Source organism: Bacillus sp. DHT2 (genome assembly GCF_026241455.1).
Taxonomy (GTDB): Bacteria; Bacillota; Bacilli; order Bacillales; family Bacillaceae_G; genus Bacillus_A; species Bacillus_A pseudomycoides.
This window is the reverse complement of sequence record NZ_JAPHWH010000005.1, coordinates 186953-208678: the sequence shown is the minus strand read 5'-3', so window position 1 is coordinate 208678 and position 21726 is coordinate 186953. Positions and strand designations below refer to the sequence as shown.

27 protein-coding genes are annotated in these 21726 nt (G+C 35.4%); 21 read left to right on the top strand and 6 right to left on the bottom strand.

From position 1 onward, the window contains the following. The first annotated feature begins 37 nt into the window (after nucleotides 1-37). The 3 genes from tpx (at nucleotide 38) to ORL93_RS14525 (ending at nucleotide 3358) form a co-directional block, all read left to right on the top strand. On the top strand, nucleotides 38-538 hold the full coding sequence (gene tpx, locus ORL93_RS14535) for a thiol peroxidase (protein ID WP_003201032.1): 501 nt from the start codon (nucleotides 38-40) through the stop codon (nucleotides 536-538). A 343-nt stretch (nucleotides 539-881) separates the two neighbouring features. After that, nucleotides 882-1871, top strand: a complete 990-nt coding sequence (locus ORL93_RS14530) for a class I SAM-dependent methyltransferase (RefSeq protein ID WP_018781599.1) — start codon at nucleotides 882-884, stop codon at nucleotides 1869-1871. A 293-nt stretch (nucleotides 1872-2164) separates the two neighbouring features. Beyond that, entirely contained in the window at nucleotides 2165-3358 is a 1194-nt protein-coding gene (locus ORL93_RS14525; RefSeq protein ID WP_018764497.1) for an acetate kinase, read from the top strand. A gap of 22 nt (nucleotides 3359-3380) precedes the next feature. On the opposite strand, the gene ORL93_RS14520 is transcribed toward ORL93_RS14525, so the two are convergent. Beyond that, a complete protein-coding gene (locus tag ORL93_RS14520) occupies nucleotides 3381-3818 on the bottom strand; it encodes an NUDIX hydrolase (RefSeq protein WP_098135764.1) in 438 nt (145 codons plus the stop codon). A gap of 109 nt (nucleotides 3819-3927) precedes the next feature. Between ORL93_RS14520 and ORL93_RS14515 the strand changes: the two genes are divergently transcribed. Further along, the gene (locus ORL93_RS14515) at nucleotides 3928-4761 is read left to right on the top strand and encodes an EcsC family protein (protein ID WP_097795326.1); all 834 of its coding nucleotides are present in this window, start codon (nucleotides 3928-3930) and stop codon (nucleotides 4759-4761) included. Nucleotides 4762-4790: 29 nt separating this feature from the next. Here ORL93_RS14515 and ORL93_RS14510 read toward each other — a convergent pair whose 3' ends face one another. Further along, entirely contained in the window at nucleotides 4791-5441 is a 651-nt protein-coding gene (locus ORL93_RS14510; RefSeq protein ID WP_003201042.1) for a YitT family protein, read from the bottom strand. Between the two features lie 908 nt (nucleotides 5442-6349). On the opposite strand from ORL93_RS14510, the gene ORL93_RS14505 reads away from it, so the two are divergent. From ORL93_RS14505 to ORL93_RS14490, 4 genes are all read left to right on the top strand, one after another. Further along, nucleotides 6350-6544, top strand: coding sequence for a hypothetical protein (locus ORL93_RS14505; protein WP_098160181.1), 195 nt, complete (start codon nucleotides 6350-6352; stop codon nucleotides 6542-6544). 271 nt (nucleotides 6545-6815) lie between these two features. After that, nucleotides 6816-7442, top strand: a complete 627-nt coding sequence (locus ORL93_RS14500) for a DUF4247 domain-containing protein (RefSeq protein ID WP_097795327.1) — start codon at nucleotides 6816-6818, stop codon at nucleotides 7440-7442. A gap of 13 nt (nucleotides 7443-7455) precedes the next feature. Further along, a complete protein-coding gene (locus ORL93_RS14495) occupies nucleotides 7456-7869 on the top strand; it encodes a DUF350 domain-containing protein (protein ID WP_006096142.1) in 414 nt (137 codons plus the stop codon). Between the two features lie 235 nt (nucleotides 7870-8104). After that, entirely contained in the window at nucleotides 8105-9652 is a 1548-nt protein-coding gene (locus ORL93_RS14490) for a polyamine aminopropyltransferase (protein ID WP_265959155.1), read from the top strand. A 38-nt stretch (nucleotides 9653-9690) separates the two neighbouring features. Here the strand turns inward: ORL93_RS14490 and ORL93_RS14485 are convergent, their stop codons facing one another. Continuing rightward, nucleotides 9691-10008: a radical SAM protein gene (locus tag ORL93_RS14485; protein ID WP_018781605.1), complete on the bottom strand. Its 318-nt coding sequence runs from the start codon at nucleotides 10006-10008 to the stop codon at nucleotides 9691-9693. Nucleotides 10009-10175: 167 nt separating this feature from the next. Here ORL93_RS14485 and ORL93_RS14480 point away from each other — a divergent pair, with 167 nt between their 5' ends. The 4 genes from ORL93_RS14480 to ORL93_RS14465 all read left to right on the top strand — a co-directional run bounded on the left by ORL93_RS14480 (nucleotide 10176) and on the right by ORL93_RS14465 (nucleotide 13852). Then, nucleotides 10176-11381: an argininosuccinate synthase gene (locus ORL93_RS14480; RefSeq protein ID WP_018781606.1), complete on the top strand. Its 1206-nt coding sequence runs from the start codon at nucleotides 10176-10178 to the stop codon at nucleotides 11379-11381. Next, on the top strand, nucleotides 11378-12766 hold the full coding sequence (gene argH, locus ORL93_RS14475) for an argininosuccinate lyase (RefSeq protein ID WP_265959154.1): 1389 nt from the start codon (nucleotides 11378-11380) through the stop codon (nucleotides 12764-12766). Before ORL93_RS14480 ends, argH begins: the two co-directional genes overlap by 4 nt. Nucleotides 12767-12971: 205 nt before the next feature. Beyond that, the gene (locus tag ORL93_RS14470; protein WP_033799713.1) at nucleotides 12972-13325 is read left to right on the top strand and encodes a DUF3139 domain-containing protein; all 354 of its coding nucleotides are present in this window, start codon (nucleotides 12972-12974) and stop codon (nucleotides 13323-13325) included. 296 nt (nucleotides 13326-13621) lie between these two features. Beyond that, nucleotides 13622-13852, top strand: a complete 231-nt coding sequence (locus ORL93_RS14465) for a hypothetical protein (RefSeq protein ID WP_265959153.1) — start codon at nucleotides 13622-13624, stop codon at nucleotides 13850-13852. A gap of 50 nt (nucleotides 13853-13902) precedes the next feature. Here ORL93_RS14465 and ORL93_RS14460 read toward each other — a convergent pair whose 3' ends face one another. After that, nucleotides 13903-14472, bottom strand: a complete 570-nt coding sequence (locus ORL93_RS14460) for a DinB family protein (RefSeq protein ID WP_018781609.1) — start codon at nucleotides 14470-14472, stop codon at nucleotides 13903-13905. A 433-nt stretch (nucleotides 14473-14905) separates the two neighbouring features. Here ORL93_RS14460 and ORL93_RS14455 point away from each other — a divergent pair, with 433 nt between their 5' ends. Further along, the gene (locus ORL93_RS14455; RefSeq protein ID WP_003201064.1) at nucleotides 14906-15247 is read left to right on the top strand and encodes a zinc ribbon domain-containing protein YjdM; all 342 of its coding nucleotides are present in this window, start codon (nucleotides 14906-14908) and stop codon (nucleotides 15245-15247) included. A 135-nt stretch (nucleotides 15248-15382) separates the two neighbouring features. On the opposite strand, the gene ORL93_RS14450 is transcribed toward ORL93_RS14455, so the two are convergent. Beyond that, a complete protein-coding gene (locus tag ORL93_RS14450) occupies nucleotides 15383-15562 on the bottom strand; it encodes a hypothetical protein (protein ID WP_000502255.1) in 180 nt (59 codons plus the stop codon). Between the two features lie 343 nt (nucleotides 15563-15905). On the opposite strand from ORL93_RS14450, the gene ORL93_RS14445 reads away from it, so the two are divergent. Continuing rightward, nucleotides 15906-16373 carry a hypothetical protein gene (locus ORL93_RS14445; protein ID WP_257139083.1) on the top strand — a complete coding sequence of 156 codons (468 nt, stop codon included), beginning with the start codon at nucleotides 15906-15908 and terminating at the stop codon, nucleotides 16371-16373. A gap of 43 nt (nucleotides 16374-16416) precedes the next feature. Here the strand turns inward: ORL93_RS14445 and ORL93_RS14440 are convergent, their stop codons facing one another. Further along, nucleotides 16417-16875 carry a universal stress protein gene (locus tag ORL93_RS14440; RefSeq protein WP_003201067.1) on the bottom strand — a complete coding sequence of 153 codons (459 nt, stop codon included), beginning with the start codon at nucleotides 16873-16875 and terminating at the stop codon, nucleotides 16417-16419. Between the two features lie 148 nt (nucleotides 16876-17023). Between ORL93_RS14440 and ORL93_RS14435 the strand changes: the two genes are divergently transcribed. From ORL93_RS14435 to ORL93_RS14405, 7 genes are all read left to right on the top strand, one after another. Further along, nucleotides 17024-17821, top strand: a complete 798-nt coding sequence (locus ORL93_RS14435) for an SDR family oxidoreductase (protein WP_029427204.1) — start codon at nucleotides 17024-17026, stop codon at nucleotides 17819-17821. A gap of 276 nt (nucleotides 17822-18097) precedes the next feature. Then, the gene (ald, locus tag ORL93_RS14430; protein ID WP_265959152.1) at nucleotides 18098-19231 is read left to right on the top strand and encodes an alanine dehydrogenase; all 1134 of its coding nucleotides are present in this window, start codon (nucleotides 18098-18100) and stop codon (nucleotides 19229-19231) included. 145 nt (nucleotides 19232-19376) lie between these two features. After that, entirely contained in the window at nucleotides 19377-19811 is a 435-nt protein-coding gene (locus tag ORL93_RS14425; RefSeq protein ID WP_006096153.1) for a hypothetical protein, read from the top strand. A gap of 118 nt (nucleotides 19812-19929) precedes the next feature. After that, the gene (locus ORL93_RS14420) at nucleotides 19930-20148 is read left to right on the top strand and encodes a hypothetical protein (RefSeq protein WP_006096154.1); all 219 of its coding nucleotides are present in this window, start codon (nucleotides 19930-19932) and stop codon (nucleotides 20146-20148) included. 26 nt (nucleotides 20149-20174) lie between these two features. Continuing rightward, nucleotides 20175-20507 carry a cupin domain-containing protein gene (locus ORL93_RS14415; protein WP_003201081.1) on the top strand — a complete coding sequence of 111 codons (333 nt, stop codon included), beginning with the start codon at nucleotides 20175-20177 and terminating at the stop codon, nucleotides 20505-20507. Continuing rightward, nucleotides 20504-21298, top strand: a complete 795-nt coding sequence (locus ORL93_RS14410) for a GNAT family N-acetyltransferase (protein WP_098160184.1) — start codon at nucleotides 20504-20506, stop codon at nucleotides 21296-21298. The genes ORL93_RS14415 and ORL93_RS14410 overlap by 4 nt, the downstream gene beginning before the upstream one ends. A 3-nt stretch (nucleotides 21299-21301) precedes the next feature. Next, the gene (locus tag ORL93_RS14405) at nucleotides 21302-21646 is read left to right on the top strand and encodes a DUF6176 family protein (protein WP_018764482.1); all 345 of its coding nucleotides are present in this window, start codon (nucleotides 21302-21304) and stop codon (nucleotides 21644-21646) included. Nucleotides 21647-21726: the final 80 nt, after the last annotated feature.

The window sequence follows — 21726 nt, the reverse complement described above, 5'->3', positions numbered from 1 at the left end:
GTGTACATATTTTGTTTAAATAAGGGAGGATTTTCAAGTGGCAAACGTAACTTTTAAAGGTAACCCAATCACTTTAGTTGGAACAGAAGTTAAAGTTGGCGATCAAGCGCCAAACTTCCAAGTATTAGCAAATGACTTATCTCCAGTAAGTTTAGAAACATACAAAGGTGAAGTGAAATTAATTAGTGTTGTACCATCTATCGATACAGGTGTATGCGATGCACAAACTCGTCGTTTTAACCAAGATGCAGCTGGTATTGAGAACGCAAAAGTACTAACAATTAGTGTGGACTTACCATTCGCTCAAAAACGCTGGTGTGCAGCAAACGGCTTAGAAAACGTAGCAACACTTTCTGATCACCGTGACCTTTCATTCGGTGAAGCTTACGGCGTAGTAATGAAAGAGCTTCGTTTACTTGCTCGTGCAGTATTCGTAGTAGACAGCAACGACAAAGTAGTTTACGTAGAATACGTAAGTGAAGGTACGAGCCATCCAAATTATGAAGCAGCATTAGAAGCAGCAAAAGCTGCGAAGTAATGAAGACGATCTCTTATAGAGGTCGTTTTTTCTTGTCAGGCGTGTTGTATATTGTCGAACTGTCGATATATTTGAAAAAGCGTCGATATAATTTAGCGGTCTCATGACATAGAGGCTGCTTTTTCTTTTGGGAAAAAATTAGATTACCCCGCATTAACGGGCAGTAAATCTCCTACTTTAAGGTGCAGTAACACAAAGAAGCTAGTTGGGAGATAAACTGCCCGTAAATGCCCGATTGGTGAGGGCTAATAATCAGTGGGGATGAAGAAACCTCCCCACTGATTAAAGTTTCACTTTATGGTATGATATAAGTTATGTGTAATTGACAGAAGGAGGAGTGTATGTGAGTCAGACAGTAGAAACATTATTTTCTATTTTTGATTCTTCTACCGTAATTTTACGTAAAGAATTAGATGTAACATATTTAGAAGCGCTTGTGGAAACAGGGGATAACCTGTTTGAAGGAGCGGTTCTGCAAGAGGGATTATCTGAATCAACAATTGAACGGTTGAATCGTGAATATAGTAAGTTTAATGAAGAAAAATATAAAAGCGAGGAACTTCGCAAAGCATTTCAGCTTGCCATTTTAAAAGGAATGAAAGATGGCATACAAGCCAATCATGAAATGACGCCTGATGCAGTTGGGATGTTTATGAACTACTTGTTCCAGAAATTTATGAAGGGTCAAAAAGAAATCACGGTGTTAGATCCTGCTATTGGAACAGGAAACTTAATGACAACAATCTTTAATGGTGCTCAAGAAGGGACAACGATAAGTGGATTTGGTGTAGAAGTGGATGACTTACTCGTTAGACTTGCTTTAGTGAATGCAAATTTACAAAAGCAAGCAATTGAGTTCTTTAATCAAGATGGGTTAGCGCCGCTATATATTGATCCAGTTGATGTGGTTGTTTGTGATTTACCAATCGGGTTTTATCCAAACGAAATCGGTGCAAGTGAATATACTTTAAAAGCAGATGAAGGAATGTCTTATGCACACCATCTTTTTATTGAACAAAGTGTAAAACATACAAAAGAAGGTGGCTATTTATTCTTCTTAGTACCAAACTTCATCTTTGAAAGTGATCAAGCACCAAAACTACATGCTTTTATTAAAGAAACAAGCTATATTCAAGGATTATTACAGCTTCCTGTTTCCATGTTTAAAAACGAGAAAAATGCAAAAAGTATATTTGTTCTCCAAAAGAAAGGTCCAAATGTAGTGATGCCAAAACAAGCGTTATTAGTGGAATTACCTAAATTTTCCAATATGAAAGCGATGGAGAATATGATGGCTCAATTGAACAGTTGGTTTGCAACTCATAAATCGTAATGTGTGTAACAGAATTATTCTTAGATATAGTACAGTTTTGTATTGTGCGTAATAATTTTAAATATATACAAGATAAAACTGAATTTTTTTGAAATCTGTAATATATATTTTTTCTTGGTGTTACAATTTTTTCACTTGAAATATATGTCGTACGATGTTTAAATTAAATTCGTGAGTATAAAATTTACTGGGGATGAAACGTTTTCATCTTTGGTACATTTAATCAGATAAAATCGAGCGGTTTGTGGTCTTATCCACACAACTACCAAGAGAAAAAAGGGGCGAAAGACTAGATGTCAAAAATCATCGCGATTAATGCAGGAAGCTCTTCCTTGAAATTCCAATTATTTGAAATGCCAAGTGAAACAGTACTAACAAAAGGTTTAGTAGAACGTATCGGTTTAGAAGATAGTATCTTCACAATTACTGTGAACGGTGAAAAACAAACAGAAGTAACAAGTATACCAGATCATGGAGTAGCAGTTAATATATTACTTAACAAATTAACTGAAAACGGAATCGTAAAATCTCTTGATGAGATTAGCGGTATCGGTCACCGCGTTGTACACGGCGGTGAAAAATTTGATGATTCTGCTTTAATTACTGACGAAGTATTAGCGGAAATTGAAAATTTAAGCGAATTAGCACCACTTCATAATCCAGCACACGTTGTTGGTATTAAAGCGTTCCAAGCAGTACTTCCGAACGTACCAGCAGTTGCAGTATTCGATACAGCATTCCATCAAACAATGCCGGAAGAATCTTTCTTATACAGCTTACCATATGAATACTATGAGAAATACGGCATCCGTAAATACGGTTTCCATGGAACTTCTCATAAATATGTAACACAGCGTGCAGCTGAATTATTAGGTCGTCCACTTGAAAGCTTACGTTTACTTTCTTGCCACTTAGGTAACGGTGCAAGTATTGCAGCTGTAGAAGGTGGAAAATCTATTGATACTTCTATGGGCTTCACTCCACTTGCTGGTGTAACAATGGGTACACGTTCTGGTAACCTTGACCCTGCGTTAATTCCATACATCATGCAAAAAACAGGACAATCTGTAGAAGAAGTTCTGAACGTATTAAACAAGAAAAGTGGTATGCTAGGCCTTTCTGGATTCTCTAGTGACTTACGTGACATCGAACAAGCAGAAAAAGAAGGAAACCACCGTGCAGAAGTAGCGTTAGATGTATTCGTAGAGCGTATTCATAAATATATCGGTTCTTATGCAGCTCGTATGAAAGGTGTAGACGCAATCATCTTTACAGCTGGTATTGGAGAAAACAGTACTCTAATTCGTGAGCGTGTATTAGAAGGCCTTGAGTTTATGGGAGTATACTTCGATCCAAAACGTAACAACATTCATGGCGAAGAAGCATTCATCAGCTTCCCACACTCTCCAGTAAAAATTATCGTAATTCCAACTGACGAAGAAGTTATGATTGCTCGTGACGTATTACGTCTTGGAAACCTTGGTTAATATATGTAAAAAAGACGGGATCCTATAGGATTCCGTCTTTTCTTTTTGTGGCAACAAATTTCGTTAGTCCATTTGGATACAATACTTTTTCTTGATTCAGAAATGTTGTAATCGGAATCCACGTCGCATATGTATGGGGTTCTCCGTTTATAATAGGAATTGTTTTGATCTCATAAAGCGACGTATCTACAAAATGAAGAGAATACAATTGAATGATCTCATGGCCGATTTCTTCGTTTGCGTAAAAGATATTTTCAAGACATCCTAAGTAAGTTGTAATTTCTACTTGTTCATTAAGTTCTTCCTTAAATTCACGAATCACTGTTTCATCTGATTTCTCTCCAAATTCAATAGAACCGCCGAGTGGTCTGTAATACGCTTCACTTTCCGTAAGATACTCTTGAACGAGAATTCGTTCGTTGTGAAGTACAATTCCAAATGCCTTTGCGCGTGGGTACATATAGTAACCTCCCATGTACTGGATAAATATATGTTTAGCTTATCAGATTTACAAAGAAAAACCGGAAATATGTTACAATAGAAAAAAATTGAGCGAGGTGGTTGTTACGATGCGATCAAAGCGAGAACAAGCCATTTTACAAGATATTAAAAATTGGGAAAGGAAATTATTAGAACAGGAGCCTACCGATTTTCAAAAGGTATTTGATAAGTGGTTGCATAGTACTGTTGCAAAGTTTCCTGAGAAAAAGCGAAAAGAGCTTTTTGCGAAAGTAGACGGATGGTTATTCCATCTCCATGCATTGATTCAAAGTTCACAATCACAGCTTGATGCAAGAAATCGTATTTTAGGAACAGCACGGTTGTTTGATGAATCGGTTGAACAGCTAGAAGAATTGAAAGCATTATCCATTGATCAATTAACATACATAGCAGAGCAGCAGACGGCGCGTCATCGTTTATATTCTTTCGTACAGGGAGGCACAACCGGAGTAGGTGGTTTGTTATTATTAACAGCTGACTTTCCTGTTATGATTGCATTAAATGTAAAGGCGGTTCAGCTTATTGCAACATCGTTTGGTCATGATGTGAACAAGCCTTATGAAATGATGCTCGCTTTAAAGGTATTCCATGCGGCATTGTTACCAACAAGGCTCCAGCAATATGCTTGGTATAACTTACTTCAAGAACTAGAACAAGAAGATTCGTTCTTTTATGAAGGGGAAGAAGAAGTATTAAAACCAGCTTCTACAGAAGTTGTGTTAAAACAAATTTTGAAGACTTTTTCTATTTATGCGCTTCGCCATAAACTATTTCAAGGCATTCCTGTGTTAGGAATTGCAATTGGTTCTACGGTGAATTATCGTTTAACACGGAATGTAACAGAGTTTGCAAACAGGTTTTATCAAGTGCGTTACATAGTAGAAAAAGAAAAAAGAGCATAAAAAAGCGAGAGGCCGGAGCCTTTCGCTTTTTAGTTTGTTGCATGTTGTTTTGACATTGGAATAGATACTGTTTTCTTTTCTTTTGCTGGATAATAAATTAAATCGAGCGTCTTTGCCTGTAGGGCAATTGAAAGAATAGTAAAAGCAATTTCTGTCCAAGTTAAATAATATAATGAAAGTGCAAGCACGATCGCATCAAAGACGAAGAAAATCTGACCAATTGTAAAGCGAGTTCTTTTACTTAGTACAATTGTTAAAATATCGTCGCCGCCGGTTGCACCACCAAATCGCAATATAAAACCGAGTCCAATACCAGCTAGCACACCGCCCAATACTGCGGCTATCCATAAATGATTTGATAAATCTACCGTGAATGGAGAATAGTTTTCCATTAAAGAATAAAACACTCCGAATGAAATTGAACCCATAAATGAATAACCAACCATCTTTTTACCTAAAAATGTAGCGCATAGTAAAATGATCGGGATATCCATCAATACAGTTGAAATTGACGGTGAAATATCAAAAAAGTTTTGTATAAATAGCGCGATTCCTACAAAGCCACCTTCTGTTAAGTGGTTTTGAAAATGAATGTGATATAGTGCTGCAGATAGGATAAATGAACCGATTAAAACCATAAAAATTTCTTTAATAATTTGTCGACTTTGGATGTTCCTCATCGTTATTCCTTCTTTCCGTAGTTAGTAGTTCTTTTCGTCTTGTAAACTAACTACGAGCCTTATAGCTTTCAGTTAGTTTACATCAAACTAACTACGCTATATATCGCTGAAGAAATAACGAATAATCCTCTCGTCCATCAATTCTCCCTACTTTCGTTTTAGTTTAAGCCTAAAAACGACTAAACAAAACGTGGAGTAGGATTTGTTATTTAGCAATCCTGCCCTCTTCTTTGTTTTGTTTAGCAATGATCAATGCGACTTAAACAAAACGCTATGTGTAAGAAGAGTCTTTTCGTTGCCAAATTATCCTTCGGGCAATCATAATTTCCCCACTCTCGTATTTTTTTCGCTAGACTAAAGGATCTGAGCTGAAAAAGTACGCTACGTGTAAGATTCGTCAATTCGATGCCACATGCTCCTTCGAGCGATCATGATATCTAAATCCTTTCTGTAAAAGATTTTATATTATTATATCATACTTTCAAAAAATGTATGCGGATGGAAACCGACAATAACCGGAGAAAAACTACAGAATTTGTCGGTTTACAAGAAGCATGCTGTTATTCTTAAATGTTTTTGTAGGATAGTCCTAGTTGTTTAGAAATTGGAAAATGGTTCTAAGGGTTTGTCCAATAAGTGATGGAAAGAATCATTGAAGTTTAATCGTCCGTTTTTGGGGTATCATCTTTCTCTTTGAAGAAAGCATCCCAACTAATGACACTAAGAAGAGTTAAAATGATAATAAATAAAGCTTTCATAAGATTCTACCTCCGTTAGAGTAGTGTTTTTCTTACAAACTTTTTTCATTAGTATATGAAAAAGAGGACATGAAATGTGAATTTTTCACAAAAGTAAATCTTTATGAGATGATATTAATATAGATTGATGGGGGGGGGGAAGAATATAGCATGTTCAAAGATATGTTTAAAAGAAAAGAATTGAAGTGTTCTGCTTGCCAGAGAAAGGTTCAATATGAAGAAGAACTTGTTGCTTTTATAAAGTTACCGAAAGAACGGAACTTGTTAGTTGGACCGTTTGATGTATGCTTGGCTAAATCAGCACAAGAAGTATATTGCAAAGCTTGTTATAAAGTGAAATTTTAATCAGTGGGAGGTTCTTCATCCCCCATTGATTATCAGCCCTCACCAATCGGGATTTTACGGGCAGTTCATCCCCCGCCTAACTTCTTTGCTTTTGCTGAATTTTGAGGTGGGGGTCTTACTGCCCGTTAATGCGGGATAAAAAATGAAATGAAACGTATTTCTCGTAAGCAGGAAGGATTTTTTGTAGCGATATCATATTTTAGTGGTTTTTCCTATATAACCCAATTATAATTGAAAACGTAATTTACTACAGGGGGTAATATCGTTCACAATGAAAAAAATTTTTTTGATTATCTCATCGTTACTATTAATTTTAACAGCTTGTAGTACAGATGGGTTTGTCTCATCTAACTATGAGCACATTGAAACAATGGAAAATGATTTAGGTGATAGTGCTCAGGTCTACACAGTGGAAAACAAAACTGTAAAAGAAGTGGCGCAAGAAATTATTGCTAATGAAAAGCCAAAGTATGTTTCGAAAGAAAGTGATACAGAAATGTTTATTCTGTATCCTCAAAGTTCCAATGAAGAATTTATCCAAATCACTCAGGATCCAATAAATTCAAATCATACAGTTGTTGAGGTAGCAAATGAAGATTTTGCTGAAAATAGTTATGATTTCTCTTTACTTGAAACAATGGGTGTATTAGGTGTTGCTGCTACGCTTTATGGTTGGAATAAAGCAGATTTTGATAATAAGAAAAAAAGAAGTGGTTACAGAGGATACGTAAGTGCTTTTAGCAATAATCCTGCTAATTTTCAAGAGGAAGAAGGCTCGAGTTCTTCAGGATCTGGCGGTAGAGGCTTTTCAGTGAACATTGAAAAAAAATCATCAGAGAGCGGCTCCATACGAAGCGGGAGTACAGTTCGTGGCGGTGGCCCAGGAACAGGGAAATAGGGGGATATGGTTTATGTTTAATGAAATTTTAGATGTACAAGAAGTATTACATACGCTTCTTTATTTTGTTGTTTTATTAGGTGTAACAATCATTTGTATGTTTATTTTTGAAATGATTACACCGTATAATGATCGGGAGCAGTTACTAAAAGGAAATAAAGCTGTTGCCATTCAGTTTTTTGGAAAAATAATAGGGATTACGTTAATTATGAAATCAGCTATTGCTACGAATGATTCTCTTCTTGGTGCGGCAATTTGGGGTGTTATTGGTTTTGTACTTATGCTAATTGGTTATTTTATCTTTGAGTTTCTCACTCCGCGCGTTCGTGTTGATAAAGAAATTGAAAGTGGAAATGTTGCGGTAGGAATTATCGCTGCAAGTATTTCCTTAGCAATAGCATTAATAACATCGGGAGCTATTTCGTAGAAGAACTTGCCAGCGCAGGTTCTTTTTTCTATGAAACAATGAAAATATATTTTATTCTGATTAAATGAAAAGAGTTTATCTCGTTTTATCGGACGGTAAGTATCTCACCTCAATATTCAGAGAGAGCGAGGAATATAGGTGGAAGATAACTGCCCGTTAAAGCCTGATTGGAGCGGACTTTCCATCAGCGGGGCCTTCACTGGTGGAAGTTCTACTTTATTAAAGGAGTGCAGGTATGACAGAAAAGGAAAAATCGATTCAGAAAAGAAGAATCTTCACTTCATCAGGGATTGTATCAATTTGTGGCATTGTATATCAGGTTTTATATGGAGCGACAGGTGGATATTTGTTTGGGGATTCTACGCTTTTTTATTGTTTAACGATAGGGCTCTTTTTAAGTGGCATGGGTATTGGAGCGATGCATAGTGAAAAATTTCATCGTCACTTATTATCGACGTTTATTGTAACAGAATACCTTATTGCCATTATTGGTGGATTTTCTATTTTTATGGTTTTCTTTATGCAAGCTCACTTTGGTGACGGGACAGCTAAAATTATCTTATATTCCATTATTGTTGTCACAGGTTATTTAACTGGTTTAGAATTACCGCTTTTAATTCGGAAATCAGAAGAAATTAATGCTGATTTAAAGGAATCTACTGCAAAAGTGCTTTTCTTTGATTATGCGGGCAGTTTAATCGGAACCGTGACGTTTGCTTTATTATTGAGACCAATGTTAGGTCTTATTAAGACAGCCTTTTTCATTGCGCTCATCAATATCCTTGTTGCGGTATGGTTAAGCTTTGTCTTTAAAAAAGAAATGAATCATGTTTACTTACGAGTTACTGGCATGATTTTAACGATTATAATAGCACTTGGTTTTCTGTTTGGAGAAAGATATGCGTATACATTAGAAAATAAGTTATATCGTGATCCGGTTGTATTAAAAAAGCAAACAAAATATCAAAAAATTATTATGACGAAAGGCCCTGGAGATGTACGGTTATACCAAAACGGACAGCTGCAATTCTCAGAGGCTGATGAACATAGATACCATGAAGCTTTAGTACATATTCCGATGTCTCTCGCTCCTAAAAAACAAAATGTTTTAGTATTAGGCGGGGGAGATGGTTTAGCGACGAGAGAGATTTTAAAATACAAAGAGGTAAAAAGAATTACTTTAGTTGATTTAGATCCAGAGATGATTAAGCTAGCTAAAGAAAATCCTCATTTACTACGATTAAATCAAAATTCATTTCGTTCTAGCAAAATGAATTTTGTTAATGATGATGCATTCAACTTTTTAAAACAAACGAATGATTTTTATGATGTAATCATCATTGATTTACCCGATCCCAATAATGAGGCACTGAATAAACTTTACACATGGGAATTTTACAGTCTTGTTAGAAATCATTTATCTCAGGAAGGATTTGTTTCCATCCAATCTACGTCACCAGTATTTGCAACAGAAGCTTTTTGGACAATTAGTAAGACAGTAAAATCTACAGGACTATATGCAAAAAATTATCATTTAGATATCCCTTCATTTGGAAATTGGGGATTTACAATTGCGTCTAGAGAACAATTTAAAATAAATAGTATGAAGCTTACTGTAGATACGGAATATTTGGCAGAAGAAATGATTCCATCTCTATTTCAATTTGGGAAAGATGAAGATGAGATAATCACAAAGAATGGGGAGGTAATTGAATTACCGGTTAACCGTTTGAATGAGCCCAATTTATTAGACCTATATGAAAAGGGATGGAATTACTATTAAAAAAGCATCTATTTGTAGATGCTTTTTTATTTGGCTTATTATTGATGCGCTTTCCCCTCAGATACATTTTGAGTAAGGCGATACCAAAGCCATAAATCGTTAATGATGGAGGCGAGATCAGCAATTTCAGAATTGAGGCTACAGGAAATTTCAAAGTTTTCTTCGTTATTTAAACGATGTTGTTTTTGATTAATATGATATTCAAGTTTTTTTATACGATCAGGTATTTTTCCGCGAATTTGTTCCCACTTTAATAAAATAGCATGCTGCATTTTTTCAGGGATATCTTCCCATTCTTCTTGTAGTTCAGGTACTTCTATTCCTAGGTGTTCATCGTATATAAAATATTGTTCCATATAGACACCCCCATTTTCTGTTTCCATTGTACCGAAAAAAAGAAAGAAGTTCGACGGAATTGTTAGAATTTTTTTTGCTAATATCCCTTGATTCATTTTGTAAAAGGTGTTAAAGTGTGAATTAATATTAACAATAATGAATATTTATTCTTTAGGGGGATATGAAAATGGAGAAGAAAAAAGTTGTTCTAGCATATTCCGGAGGTCTTGATACTTCCGTTGCAATTAAATGGTTACAAGAGAAAAATTATGATATCATTGCACTTTGTTTAGATTTAGGGGAAGGTAAAGATTTAGAGTTTGTAAAAGAAAAAGCACTTTCAGTAGGTGCAATTAAATCTTATATGATTGATGTGCAAGAAGAATTTGCGAATGAATATGCATTGATGGCTCTGCAAGGTCATACGTTATACGAAGGAAAATATCCACTTGTTTCGGCATTATCGCGTCCATTAATTGCAAAAAAACTAGTAGAAATTGCGGAGCAAGAAGGAGCAAGTGCTGTTGCACATGGATGTACAGGAAAAGGGAACGACCAAGTTCGTTTTGAAGTTTCTATTCAAGCATTAAATCCGTATTTAGAAGTGATTGCGCCGGTACGTGAATGGAAATGGTCACGTGAAGAAGAAATTGCGTATGCAAAAGAAAATGATGTACCAATTCCAATCAATTTAGATAGTCCGTTTTCCATTGACCAAAACTTATGGGGACGTAGTAATGAATGTGGAATTTTAGAAGATCCATGGGCAGCACCTCCAGAAGATGCATATGAAATGACATTAGCATTAGAAGATACACCGAATAAACCAGAGTTTGTGGAAATTGGATTTGAATCAGGGGTACCAACAACATTAAACGGCACTTCTTATTCACTTTCAGAACTTATCAAAACGTTAAATTCGCTTGCTGGAAAACACGGTGTTGGACGTATCGACCATGTAGAAAATCGTCTTGTTGGGATTAAATCACGTGAAGTGTATGAATGCCCAGCGGCAATGACATTACTTACAGCGCATAAAGAATTAGAAGATTTAACACTTGTAAAAGAAGTCGCTCATTTTAAACCGATGATTGAACAAAAATTAACAGAATTAATTTATAACGGTTTATGGTTCTCACCTTTAAAACAAGCACTTGCTGCTTTCTTACAAGAAACACAAAAATCCGTAACAGGCACAGTACGTGTGAAATTGTTTAAAGGTCATGCAATTGTAGAAGGACGTAAATCAGAATACTCTCTATATGATGAAAAATTAGCGACATATACAGTGGATGATGAATTTAACCATGATGCAGCAGTTGGCTTTATTTCTTTATTTGGTCTTCCAACAAAAGTATACAGCCAAGTGAATCAAAAGAAGGTGAAAGCGTGAGCAAACTTTGGGGAGGTCGCTTTACAGCAGAAGCAGAAGAATGGGTCGAGGAGTTTGGAGCTTCCATCTCCTTTGACCAGCAATTAGCGAATCAAGATATTGAAGGTAGTATTGCGCATATTACGATGCTGGCGAAACAGGGAATTGTAACAAAAGAAGAAGCAGAGAAAATAAAAGAAGGTTTACAACATTTACTAGATGAAGCAAAAGAAAATAAGCTTGCGTTTTCTGTCCAAGCTGAGGATATTCATTTAAATATTGAAAAGATGTTAATTGAAAAAATCGGTGAAGTAGGAGGCAAGCTTCATACAGGCCGAAGTCGTAACGATCAAGTTGCTACAGATATGCACTTATATTTAAAGGGAAAAGTGCAGGCCATCATAAAGGCTGCGAAGAAGTTGCAGAAGGTTCTTGTTCATCAAGCAGAAGAGAATATTGAAACGATTATGCCGGGATATACACATTTACAACGTGCACAGCCAATTTCGTTCGCTCATCATGTACTTGCATATTTTTGGATGTTAGAGCGCGATGTAAATCGTTATGAGGATTCACTGGGGCGTATTAATATTTCTCCGCTTGGCGCAGGTGCTCTTGCAGGGACGACATTTCCGATTGACCGTGCGTATAGTGCGGAGCTTCTCGGCTTTGAAGGAATCTATGAAAATAGCTTAGATGCGGTAAGTGACCGTGATTTCATATTAGAGTTTCTTAGCAATTCATCCATATTAATGATGCATTTATCTCGCTTTTGTGAAGAACTCATTTTATGGAGCAGTCAGGAGTTTCAATTTATTGAAATGAGCGATCAATATGCAACAGGAAGCAGCATTATGCCGCAAAAGAAAAATCCTGATATGGCTGAACTTATTCGTGGTAAAACAGGAAGAGTATACGGCAACCTATTTAGTTTATTAACGGTAATGAAAGGTTTACCGCTTGCTTATAATAAAGATTTGCAAGAGGATAAAGAAGGAATGTTTGATACGGTGAAGACAGTGGAAGGCTGCCTGCACATTATGGCTGGTATGCTAGAAACAATGACTGTAAATAAAGAAAAAATGGGGCAAGCCGTGAAACAAGACTTCTCTAATGCAACAGAAATTGCTGATTACTTAGCAAGCAAAGGGCTTCCATTCCGTCAGGCACATGAAATTGTCGGAAAGCTTGTTCTTCATTGCACACAAAAAGGAATTTATTTATTAGATGTACCGCTAGAAACATATCAAGAGATGAGTCCGTTATTTGAAGAGGATTTATATGAAGTTCTTTCTTCTTATGCAGCAGTGAAACGTCGTAATAGTGCAGGTGGGACAGGGTTCGAACAAATTCAAAAAGCGCTGGAAAAAGCGAAGGTGCTAGTGGGAGAGACCGTGAATTTATAAGGATGAGAAGAGGGTAATCTGTTCTGTATAGGAGCATATTACCCTCTTTTTTGTATATATCATATTTTTATACAGATGTTTATCTAATATTTAATTTTCTATATTTTAGGAAATGAGTATGGTATCCTTTTATAATATAGAGAAAAAAGGTTCAAATTTTTTTGTTGTTGATTATGAACGATATTTGTACTTGATAGGAGAATGTATGAAAAAGATAATTTTTATTCTTGTACTACTAATTAGTTTAAGTTTTAACGCGAAAATTTTTCTGGTAGATAAATATATGTATGTAGGAGAACGTGAAAAACGAGAAGAAGCAATTATGCTAACAATGTGGCACTTACAGGAAAAAGGATATAAAGAAAGTGATATTTTATCAATAAAACCGGCCTTTTATAGTAAAGAAGGTTCTTATGGTATGAATGTAATGTTTAAAGATGAATCTAATGAGTCGTATACTTATAAAGTTTGGCGGGATCCTAAGACAAATAAACCCTCTGTTCATCAACAAACAAATGCACGAGGTGGTATGGGCGGAAAACACCAAGAGCTTAAATAGTAAAGAAAGTGTTGAGTGGATACTTGAACTTTGAAGTGTAAAATCGATATAAATAGAATGATTTCTCATGAACATGAGAGGATACTAAGTTCTGTCCAGGAACCAAGTATCCTCTTTTTTATTATATTTCCACTAGCAAAAGATATAAGTATGCTAACGGAAAAAAGGAGTTTCGTAATCTTAGGTTGAAATTTGGATAGATGGAAAATTTAGTAATGCAAGGAGCGTCCATTATGCCAACTTATTAAAGAGTTTACTTCAAATGAAATTCAAAAAGAATAGAGAGGTAATACTCTATGTTATCTATAAAAGATATTGAATTACAGATAGAGGAACAAGTGCAAAATAAACCAGTGTTTGTAGATGAAGATCAGTACTATCCTTGTTTTTCTATCACCTCTTCCATATTTTATGCAGGAGAATACGGACTTCTTCGGTTTACAAAGAATTTAGATGAAACTTCAGTCTTATCTATTCAAGATGCCTGGCATTTGGAATATGTAGGAGAAGAAGTAAAGATAAAGTGAAACTTAAACTTAAATCAGTGGGGGATTCAGCCCTCACTGATTTAGTGCTTTTATACTTCTATACTACGTGCATGCATCGTTTTATAGATATTTTCAATGATTAAAAAATGATGGTTCTCATGTATCGCTAAAAGTTGAATGGCTTGAATTAGGTTTGGATACTTAGCGATTGGATCCAAAAATACAATGTGCCCCGCGATATTTTCTTCTATATTCTGAACGCATACTTCGATTGCATTTGTTTCGTTTACTAGCAATCGTTCTAGTTCTTTACCATCCATAGAATAATAGATTTTTTTTGATGGTACTAGAATCCAAGGAGCCTTCATTCCTTTACCGTTTTTTTCTTTGTATTCTGCATAGATGTCATGTATTTCAGTTGCAAATGGGGCATTTCTTCTTATCTTGGCATAGGGAAGAAGTGTCAAAGAAAACTTAATTGCAACTTTTAGCATTTTTGTAATTAAGTACAGGTGGTAGAGATGTTCCCCAATCGACCATTTCCCATTTTCATTTCGATGCCATAGTTCTTCTTGCGGAAGTGATTGTAGTTTAGGGAGAAATTGAGATCTTTGCTGATGTAATGTATGGAAATGTTTTGCGATACTTTCAGATTTCATTTATTAGACTCCCCCATTCTATTACGCGCCAAATCTTCAAGCGTATGAAAGGTGATGCTTCAGCGATACGGTGAGATGAATTTATGTATTCATTCTGATTTTCCTAATTATACCATTAGTGTGACTGTTTTGTGTTTCAGGAGGGGGAATTAATGCTAAAACAACTCTTCATATGAGGTCGTATATTTGAAAATCTACGTTAACCGTACCGACATAGGAGTAAGAAAAAGGAGAGCGCATGATACGATGTACTCTCCTTTTATTTTTTAGAAAACATGTTCATGTAAAGCTGGCTTGTCAATCTGGAAATACTATGGCAGTATATAAGGAACATCCCTATTTCTTGTGAATTTCAATTTCGTAATTGTTATGTTTACGAGGATATAAGAAAGGGAATTGAAAGTAATTTTTATAATGGAGGAAATAAAAAAGTATGCAAAACTTACCAAACTGCCCGAAATGTAATTCAGAATATACTTATGAAGATGGAAGTCTTTTTGTTTGTCCAGAGTGTGCTCATGAGTGGGCTTTAGAATCAGAAACTGAAAACAGTGAAGGTAAAAAGGTTGTTAAAGATGCAAATGGAAATATTTTAAATGATGGTGATGCTGTAACAGTAATCAAAGACCTGAAAGTAAAAGGAACTTCATCAGTTATAAAAATAGGTACAAAAGTAAAAAGTATCCGTTTAGTTGATGGAGATCATGATATTGATTGCAAAATTGACGGTTTTGGAGCTATGAAATTAAAATCTGAATTTGTTAAAAAGGCATAAAGATAATCATATAAAAGTGATTGAAAAGACGTTCAGTAAGGTGATTTTGTCACGTAATGAATGTCTTTTTATTATGAAAAAAGAGGATATACGTTTGTATATCCTCTAATAAGTGTAATGTTATGTCATTTTTCCTTATTCATATTTATGTCTGTTTTCTGTAATACGAATATACTCAATATCCATCAAATCACGGAGGAGTGCACCATGGCTCAGCTCAACGCCATGTTTTTCTTTAAAATGCGAACAGATCGTATCGAGCATTTCCAGCTCTTCATCATTTACATCTAAAATAATTCGTTCGTGATCTCCCATGTAGTAGCCCTCGTTTCGTTTTTTCTTAGCGTAACCGAAATTTCCTTATTGTATAACAATACCTGTATTTTATATGTTAACATTTCGTTATTAGGACATTAAAAAAGAAGGGAAGATGAAGTTGTTTTATAGGTTTGTTATTATTTTATATACGGCTATTATACTTAAATATGCTTTTCCTGCCATTGTTACTTTACAATATATAAAACCTACGTATATCGCCCTATTTATTTTTTGTATACTTGTACTGGATTGTTGTATTTCACTCTGGATATATAGAAAAAAGCAGAAACAAAATGAACAAGAGAGGCAACGGACAAAGCGAAAAAAAACGTTTTGGATGATGACATATGTTTTTGTTTTTCCAATAGTTCTGAGTTTTGTAAGTGAACGTATAGCGGAAAAGGGATTCGATTTAAAGATTGGAGCAACAATGTTTTTCTATTATTTCTTTTTTCACTTTATTCCTTATATGAGTGAAAAGAATGGGGAAGATGAGGATCCTTTTGAAAAAGATATAAAGGAACAAGAGGATAGAATAATAGAAGAAGAAATGGAGCAACTTGCTAAACAAAAATGGTATTTCAATTCAACACTTATCTTCATTCTTTGTTTGGTTACACCACCAATTGGTTATTTATATGTAGTTCTTTTACGAAAAAAAATGACATACTATGCGAAAATGAGTTATTTGACACTTGCAACCATTACAATGGGATTATGGGCAATGAAGTTTTTACCGTCATCCTTATATGCAATTGTCATAGTCTGTATAGCATGTTTTATATTTATTGGAAAATACATAAAATAAAAAAACACCAAGTCTGCATAAGACTTGGTGTTTTCGTTATTTATTAAATGTCACCTTGCTCTTCTTCACCACGAACAACAAGGACATCGCATTTTGCATAGCGAATAATATGTTCAGAGACGCTACCGATTAAGAATCGTTCTACAGCGTTTAAACCAGTTGCACCACACATAATTAAATCTACTTTTTGTTTTGGAGCAATTTCTTTTGAGATTTTAGATTTTGGATTACCGAATTCTAATACAGTTTCTACTTTTTCAAGGCCAGCTTCAGTTGCAGTCTTTTTGTAGTCTTCTAATAAATCTTCTGCAAAGAGATTTGCACGCTCAGCGATTGCGCGGCTATATGCCTCTACAGCAGAGTATGCTTTTACATCAACGATATGAGCGATTGTTAATATTGCGTTGTTGCGCTTTGCGACTTGAATTGCTTTTTTAAAGGCTTTTTCTGCTTCTTTGGAACCGTCCACTGCAATTAAAATATTTGTATATGTATTATTCATAGTAGATTCCTCCCAATTCGTTTTTATAAGCTTTTACAACTTAATTATAAAACAAAATATGGTAACGTGCTTGCCAGAAACGTTACAGAATTTTGAAAACTCTGTTCCAATTCTTTTTAGTTGTAATTGTAGGGAGAACTTGTTACATATGAAGTATAGCAATTTAAAAGGAGGCATGTTTGTGAGACACGCGCTCATTACGGCCGGTACGAAAGGTTTAGGAAAGCAAGTAACAGAGAATTTATTAGCTAAAGGATATTCAGTAACTGTAACATATCATAGCGATACGAGTGCTGTAGAAACAATGAAAGAAAAGTATAAAAATATAGAAGAACGTCTACAGTTTGTGCAAGCAGATGTCACGAAAAAAGAAGATTTACATAAAATAGTAGAAGAAGCGATTAGCCGTTTTGGCAAAATTGATTTTTTGATTAATAATGCAGGTCCTTATGTGTTTGAACGTAAAAAGTTAATTGATTACGAAGAAGATGAATGGAATGAAATGATACAAGGGAATTTAACAGCAGTGTTCCGTTTATTAAAACTTGTCGTTCCCATTATGAGGAAGCAGCATTTTGGTCGCATTATCAATTACGGATTTCAAGGGGCAGATAGTGCACCTGGCTGGATGTACCGTTCTGCATTTGCGGCTGCAAAGGTAGGACTTGTTTCGTTAACGAAAACAATTGCCTATGAAGAAGCGGAATATGGCATTACAGCGAATATGGTTTGTCCAGGAGATATTATTGGTGAAATGAAAGAGGCGACAATTCAGCAGGCGCGTACGATGAAAGACATTAGAACACCAATTGGTAGATCTGGAACAGGTGAAGATATTGCTCGAACAATTTCGTTTCTATGCGAAGAAGATTCCGATATGATTACAGGCACAATTATAGAAGTAACAGGGGCAGTTGATGTTATTCACCGATATCGACAAAAATAGAGAAAGTGAAACTTCCATCATTGGGGAGCTTTATCCCTCAATGATGGTTAGCCCTCACCAATCGGGCATTTATGGATAGTGTATCCCCCACCTGATTTTGGGGCTTTTTCATCTTGAGAGGGGGATATTACTGTCCTTTAATGCGGGGCAAAATCTATCGGAAAACTCGCATTATTTTTTGTCAAATATTGAGATATTATGTTAGAATATAAGAGCGTAGAAAGCGCTTTAAAAAATGATTCAGGGGTCATTTCATAACTCAAGGGGGAATTAATAATGCGTTTCGGTATTCCAACAGAAATTAAAAACAACGAAAACCGCGTGGCAATGACGCCAGCTGGTGCTGTACATTTGGTACACAATGGTCATGAAATTTTTGTTCAAAAGGGTGCAGGTTTAGGATCTGGCTTTACAGATGAAGAGTACGTACAAGCTGGAGCAAAACTTGTTGAAACTGCTGAGGAAGCATGGAATCAAGAGATGGTTATGAAGGTAAAAGAGCCAGTAGAAAGCGAATATGGTTATTTCCGCGAAGGTTTAATTTTATTCACATACTTACACTTAGCTCCAGAACCAGAATTAACAAAAGCATTAATTGACAACAAAGTAGTATCAATCGCTTATGAAACAGTACAATTAGACAATCGTTCTTTACCACTACTTGCACCGATGAGTGAAGTAGCTGGTCGTATGTCTGCACAAATCGGTGCGCAATTCCTTGAAAAAAATAAAGGCGGCAAAGGTATCTTACTTGCAGGCGTTCCAGGGGTAAAACGCGGTAAAGTAACAATTATCGGCGGTGGCCAAGCTGGTACAAACGCAGCGAAAATCGCAGTAGGCTTAGGTGCTGACGTAACAATTATCGACTTAAGTGCAGAACGTCTTCGCCAATTAGATGATATTTTTGGCAATCAAGTCAAAACATTAATGTCTAATCCATATAACATTGCAGAAGCTGTAAAAGAATCTGATCTTGTAATCGGTGCAGTATTAATTCCAGGTGCAAAAGCTCCAAAACTTGTAACAGAAGAAATGATTAAATCAATGGAGCCAGGTTCTGTTGTAGTAGATATCGCGATTGACCAAGGTGGTATTTTCGAAACAACTGACCGCATTACAACTCATGATAACCCAACTTATGAAAAACACGGCGTTGTTCATTATGCAGTTGCAAATATGCCTGGTGCGGTTCCACGTACATCAACTCTTGCATTAACAAACGTAACAGTACCATATGCAGTGCAAATTGCAAACAAAGGCTACAAACAAGCTTGCCTAGGCAACTCTGCATTATTAAAAGGTATTAATACATTAGATGGTTATGTAACATTTGAAGCAGTTGCAGAAGCACACGGCTTACAATACGCTGATGCGAAAGAGCTTCTTGAAAAAGCTCCTGCTTTATCATAATAAATATTAGATGAGGCCCTCCTTGTGATAAGGAGGGTTTTTTGTTTGGAAATTTATCGGAATGGAATTTTTTTCTTGTTAATACGATTCCTCTTATGATAGTTTGAAATTATATATGTGAGATAGATTTTAGAGAGGGGATAAAATGGGGAGAAAAAGTAGCAAGAAAAAACAAATAAGAAGGCAGAAATATATAAAGAAAAAGCAGGAAACGAATATATCATTTCAAAAGAAGTTGGTTCTTAGTATAGAGAAAATAGCCAGATATATTAGTATGGTCATTTATGTAATCGTATGCTTTTTTGTGTTAGGTGTATTTTATCAGATAGAGATAAGACCTGAATTTTTGGAAGACATCTTACAGGGCATTGCTTTTTTGGTACCATTCGGTATGTTTTTTGTAGTGTTTGATAAAGTATGGCCAAGCCGTGAAAGTGAAAAAGATAAGAAAAGAAAGCGGAAAAGGAAACGCTCTTCCTATTCCTCCAGCTCATCAAGTGGATTTGTAAATTACAGCGATAACGATTGTAGTAGTGCAAGTGATAGTGGGGGTGGAGATTGCGGAGGTGGTGGGGATTAAAACTGAAAGTAACTTACTTTGAAATGTTTTATTTTTCAGAATGATGAAAGGCAAAAATAGATTTGGAAAAACGAGATCATTAGAATGGAATAGAACGTCGCGAAAAGGGTGCATAGCAATGAACTTAGCAAAAGAGTCAGAAGAAAAAGTACAAGAGAACAGTGAACTGAATGAAATGAAAGAAGCCATTGTTAAATTAGAACAAAGTGTACAAGAGTTAAAAGAAGAAGTAAAAAAGGTAAGGAAGAAAAAACAGGAAAAAGATATTGATTTTGGAACAATCGGCTTTTGGGTTTGTATGATGATTATTGCACTTGGATGGTTTTGGGGAAAATAATAAATCACTAGGGGATGAGGAGAACAATGGAGAAAGTGAATCTTTTAGAACTCACAAAAGATATTACAGAAAGGCACAAAAATTTTGTTGTATCGAATGTGAATAGTCATTGTTTACGAATTGCTGTGTTTACGGGGGAATATGATTGGCATCTTCACTCGAATTCGGATGAATTATTTATAGTACTCGAGGGAGAATTACTTATCGATTTTCAAGATAAGGATACAGCTGTATTAAAACCAAACGATTCTATTTTAATTCCAGCCGGTACCGTTCACCGAACAAGGGCACTACAGCGCACTGTTAATCTTTGCTTCGAAAACTTAGATGCGGATACCGTTATTGTGGAGAACGTATGAGAAAGTTAGCGTTAGCAGAATACCATACGATTCTTCCAGTTTTAGAAGATAACAAACAGACATCTACTTTTGCTTATGCAGTATGTGATCGAATAATAGATGGTGAGATTTTTGTAAATGAGAGATTAACAACAGGAATGATTGCGACTGCTAATGGCATTTACTATCTGTTTGGAGATACACATGATCAGGAATTTCAACACACTTTGTTTTCTTATATTGAAAATGATGTTTTAACAAAGGAGAAGCGATTCACATTATTTGTTTCTAGCATAGAGTGGGAAAGCATTATTAAAAATCATTTCAAGGATTCTTTTAGAAAAATCCCTCGAAAAAAATTTCTATTTCAGAGAGATAGCTTTGAAGATAGAAAAAGAGAATTAGAAGATTCTACATACAAAGTTAAGCGGATTGATAAAAACATAATCGAAAAAAGTACTGAATTTACGGAAAAGTATTATACAGAATATTGGGGATCAAAAGAAGTGTTTTTGAAGCGTGGTTTTGGATTTTGTATTGTACAAGATCAAAAGGTAGTGGCTGAATGTGTCTCAATTTTTAGAAGTAATGGTTTTGCTGAAATTGATATCGCAACAGATCCAGACTATCAAGGAAAAGGGCTCGCTCGATTAGTCGCAACTTATTTCATAGAACATTGTATACAAAATAGTATTATGCCGTGCTGGGATTGTAATGTGGATAATATACCCTCACAAAGACTTACTAGTAAACTAGGTTTTGACCATCCAATGGAATATGTTTTATATGTACGTAAGAAAGTAGAGGGATAAAACATGAATGTCGAATTAACAAGATTCAAAGTGAAGCCAGGGAAAAGTCACCGTGTTGATGAATGGATGAAGATGCTAAATGATCATATGAAAGAAGTGTTATTGACATTAAACGACGAGAAAATGTATGTAGAGACAATTTTCCGGGAAATAAGAGATGGAGAAGAATATTTGTATTGGTATTCTGTCCAAGGAGAAGGCGGGATAGCTATCGAAGCTTCTCGGCACGAAGTTGATAAAAAGCATTTGGAATTTTGGTATGAATGTATTGATGAGGAAGCACCTGCTGACCATATGAAAACAGAAGTTGTCATGATTCAAGATGTTGTCAAAGAGGCGATGAAATAATAAAATAGTATTCTTTGTATATACGAAAAAGCACATCAGAATAGATGGGCTTTTTTATTTGTGAAAAATTTTCAGCAGAA

Bases quoted from the DNA above. Each gene is read 5' to 3' on its own strand.
- ORL93_RS14525 (WP_018764497.1), top strand. From the start codon at position 2,165: ATGTCAAAAATCATCGCGATTAATGCAGGAAGCTCTTCCTTGAAATTC.
- ORL93_RS14520 (WP_098135764.1), bottom strand. From the start codon at position 3,818: ATGTACCCACGCGCAAAGGCATTTGGAATTGTACTTCACAACGAACGA.
- ORL93_RS14515 (WP_097795326.1), top strand. From the start codon at position 3,928: ATGCGATCAAAGCGAGAACAAGCCATTTTACAAGATATTAAAAATTGG.
- ORL93_RS14510 (WP_003201042.1), bottom strand. From the start codon at position 5,441: ATGAGGAACATCCAAAGTCGACAAATTATTAAAGAAATTTTTATGGTT.
- ORL93_RS14505 (WP_098160181.1), top strand. From the start codon at position 6,350: ATGTTCAAAGATATGTTTAAAAGAAAAGAATTGAAGTGTTCTGCTTGC.
- ORL93_RS14500 (WP_097795327.1), top strand. From the start codon at position 6,816: ATGAAAAAAATTTTTTTGATTATCTCATCGTTACTATTAATTTTAACA.
- ORL93_RS14495 (WP_006096142.1), top strand. From the start codon at position 7,456: ATGTTTAATGAAATTTTAGATGTACAAGAAGTATTACATACGCTTCTT.
- ORL93_RS14490 (WP_265959155.1), top strand. From the start codon at position 8,105: ATGACAGAAAAGGAAAAATCGATTCAGAAAAGAAGAATCTTCACTTCA.
- ORL93_RS14485 (WP_018781605.1), bottom strand. From the start codon at position 10,008: ATGGAACAATATTTTATATACGATGAACACCTAGGAATAGAAGTACCT.
- ORL93_RS14480 (WP_018781606.1), top strand. From the start codon at position 10,176: ATGGAGAAGAAAAAAGTTGTTCTAGCATATTCCGGAGGTCTTGATACT.
- ORL93_RS14470 (WP_033799713.1), top strand. From the start codon at position 12,972: ATGAAAAAGATAATTTTTATTCTTGTACTACTAATTAGTTTAAGTTTT.
- ORL93_RS14465 (WP_265959153.1), top strand. From the start codon at position 13,622: ATGTTATCTATAAAAGATATTGAATTACAGATAGAGGAACAAGTGCAA.
- ORL93_RS14460 (WP_018781609.1), bottom strand. From the start codon at position 14,472: ATGAAATCTGAAAGTATCGCAAAACATTTCCATACATTACATCAGCAA.
- ORL93_RS14455 (WP_003201064.1), top strand. From the start codon at position 14,906: ATGCAAAACTTACCAAACTGCCCGAAATGTAATTCAGAATATACTTAT.
- ORL93_RS14450 (WP_000502255.1), bottom strand. From the start codon at position 15,562: ATGGGAGATCACGAACGAATTATTTTAGATGTAAATGATGAAGAGCTG.
- ORL93_RS14445 (WP_257139083.1), top strand. From the start codon at position 15,906: ATGACATATGTTTTTGTTTTTCCAATAGTTCTGAGTTTTGTAAGTGAA.
- ORL93_RS14440 (WP_003201067.1), bottom strand. From the start codon at position 16,875: ATGAATAATACATATACAAATATTTTAATTGCAGTGGACGGTTCCAAA.
- ORL93_RS14435 (WP_029427204.1), top strand. From the start codon at position 17,024: ATGAAGTATAGCAATTTAAAAGGAGGCATGTTTGTGAGACACGCGCTC.
- ald (WP_265959152.1), top strand. From the start codon at position 18,098: ATGCGTTTCGGTATTCCAACAGAAATTAAAAACAACGAAAACCGCGTG.
- ORL93_RS14425 (WP_006096153.1), top strand. From the start codon at position 19,377: ATGGGGAGAAAAAGTAGCAAGAAAAAACAAATAAGAAGGCAGAAATAT.
- ORL93_RS14420 (WP_006096154.1), top strand. From the start codon at position 19,930: ATGAACTTAGCAAAAGAGTCAGAAGAAAAAGTACAAGAGAACAGTGAA.
- ORL93_RS14415 (WP_003201081.1), top strand. From the start codon at position 20,175: ATGGAGAAAGTGAATCTTTTAGAACTCACAAAAGATATTACAGAAAGG.
- ORL93_RS14410 (WP_098160184.1), top strand. From the start codon at position 20,504: ATGAGAAAGTTAGCGTTAGCAGAATACCATACGATTCTTCCAGTTTTA.
- ORL93_RS14405 (WP_018764482.1), top strand. From the start codon at position 21,302: ATGAATGTCGAATTAACAAGATTCAAAGTGAAGCCAGGGAAAAGTCAC.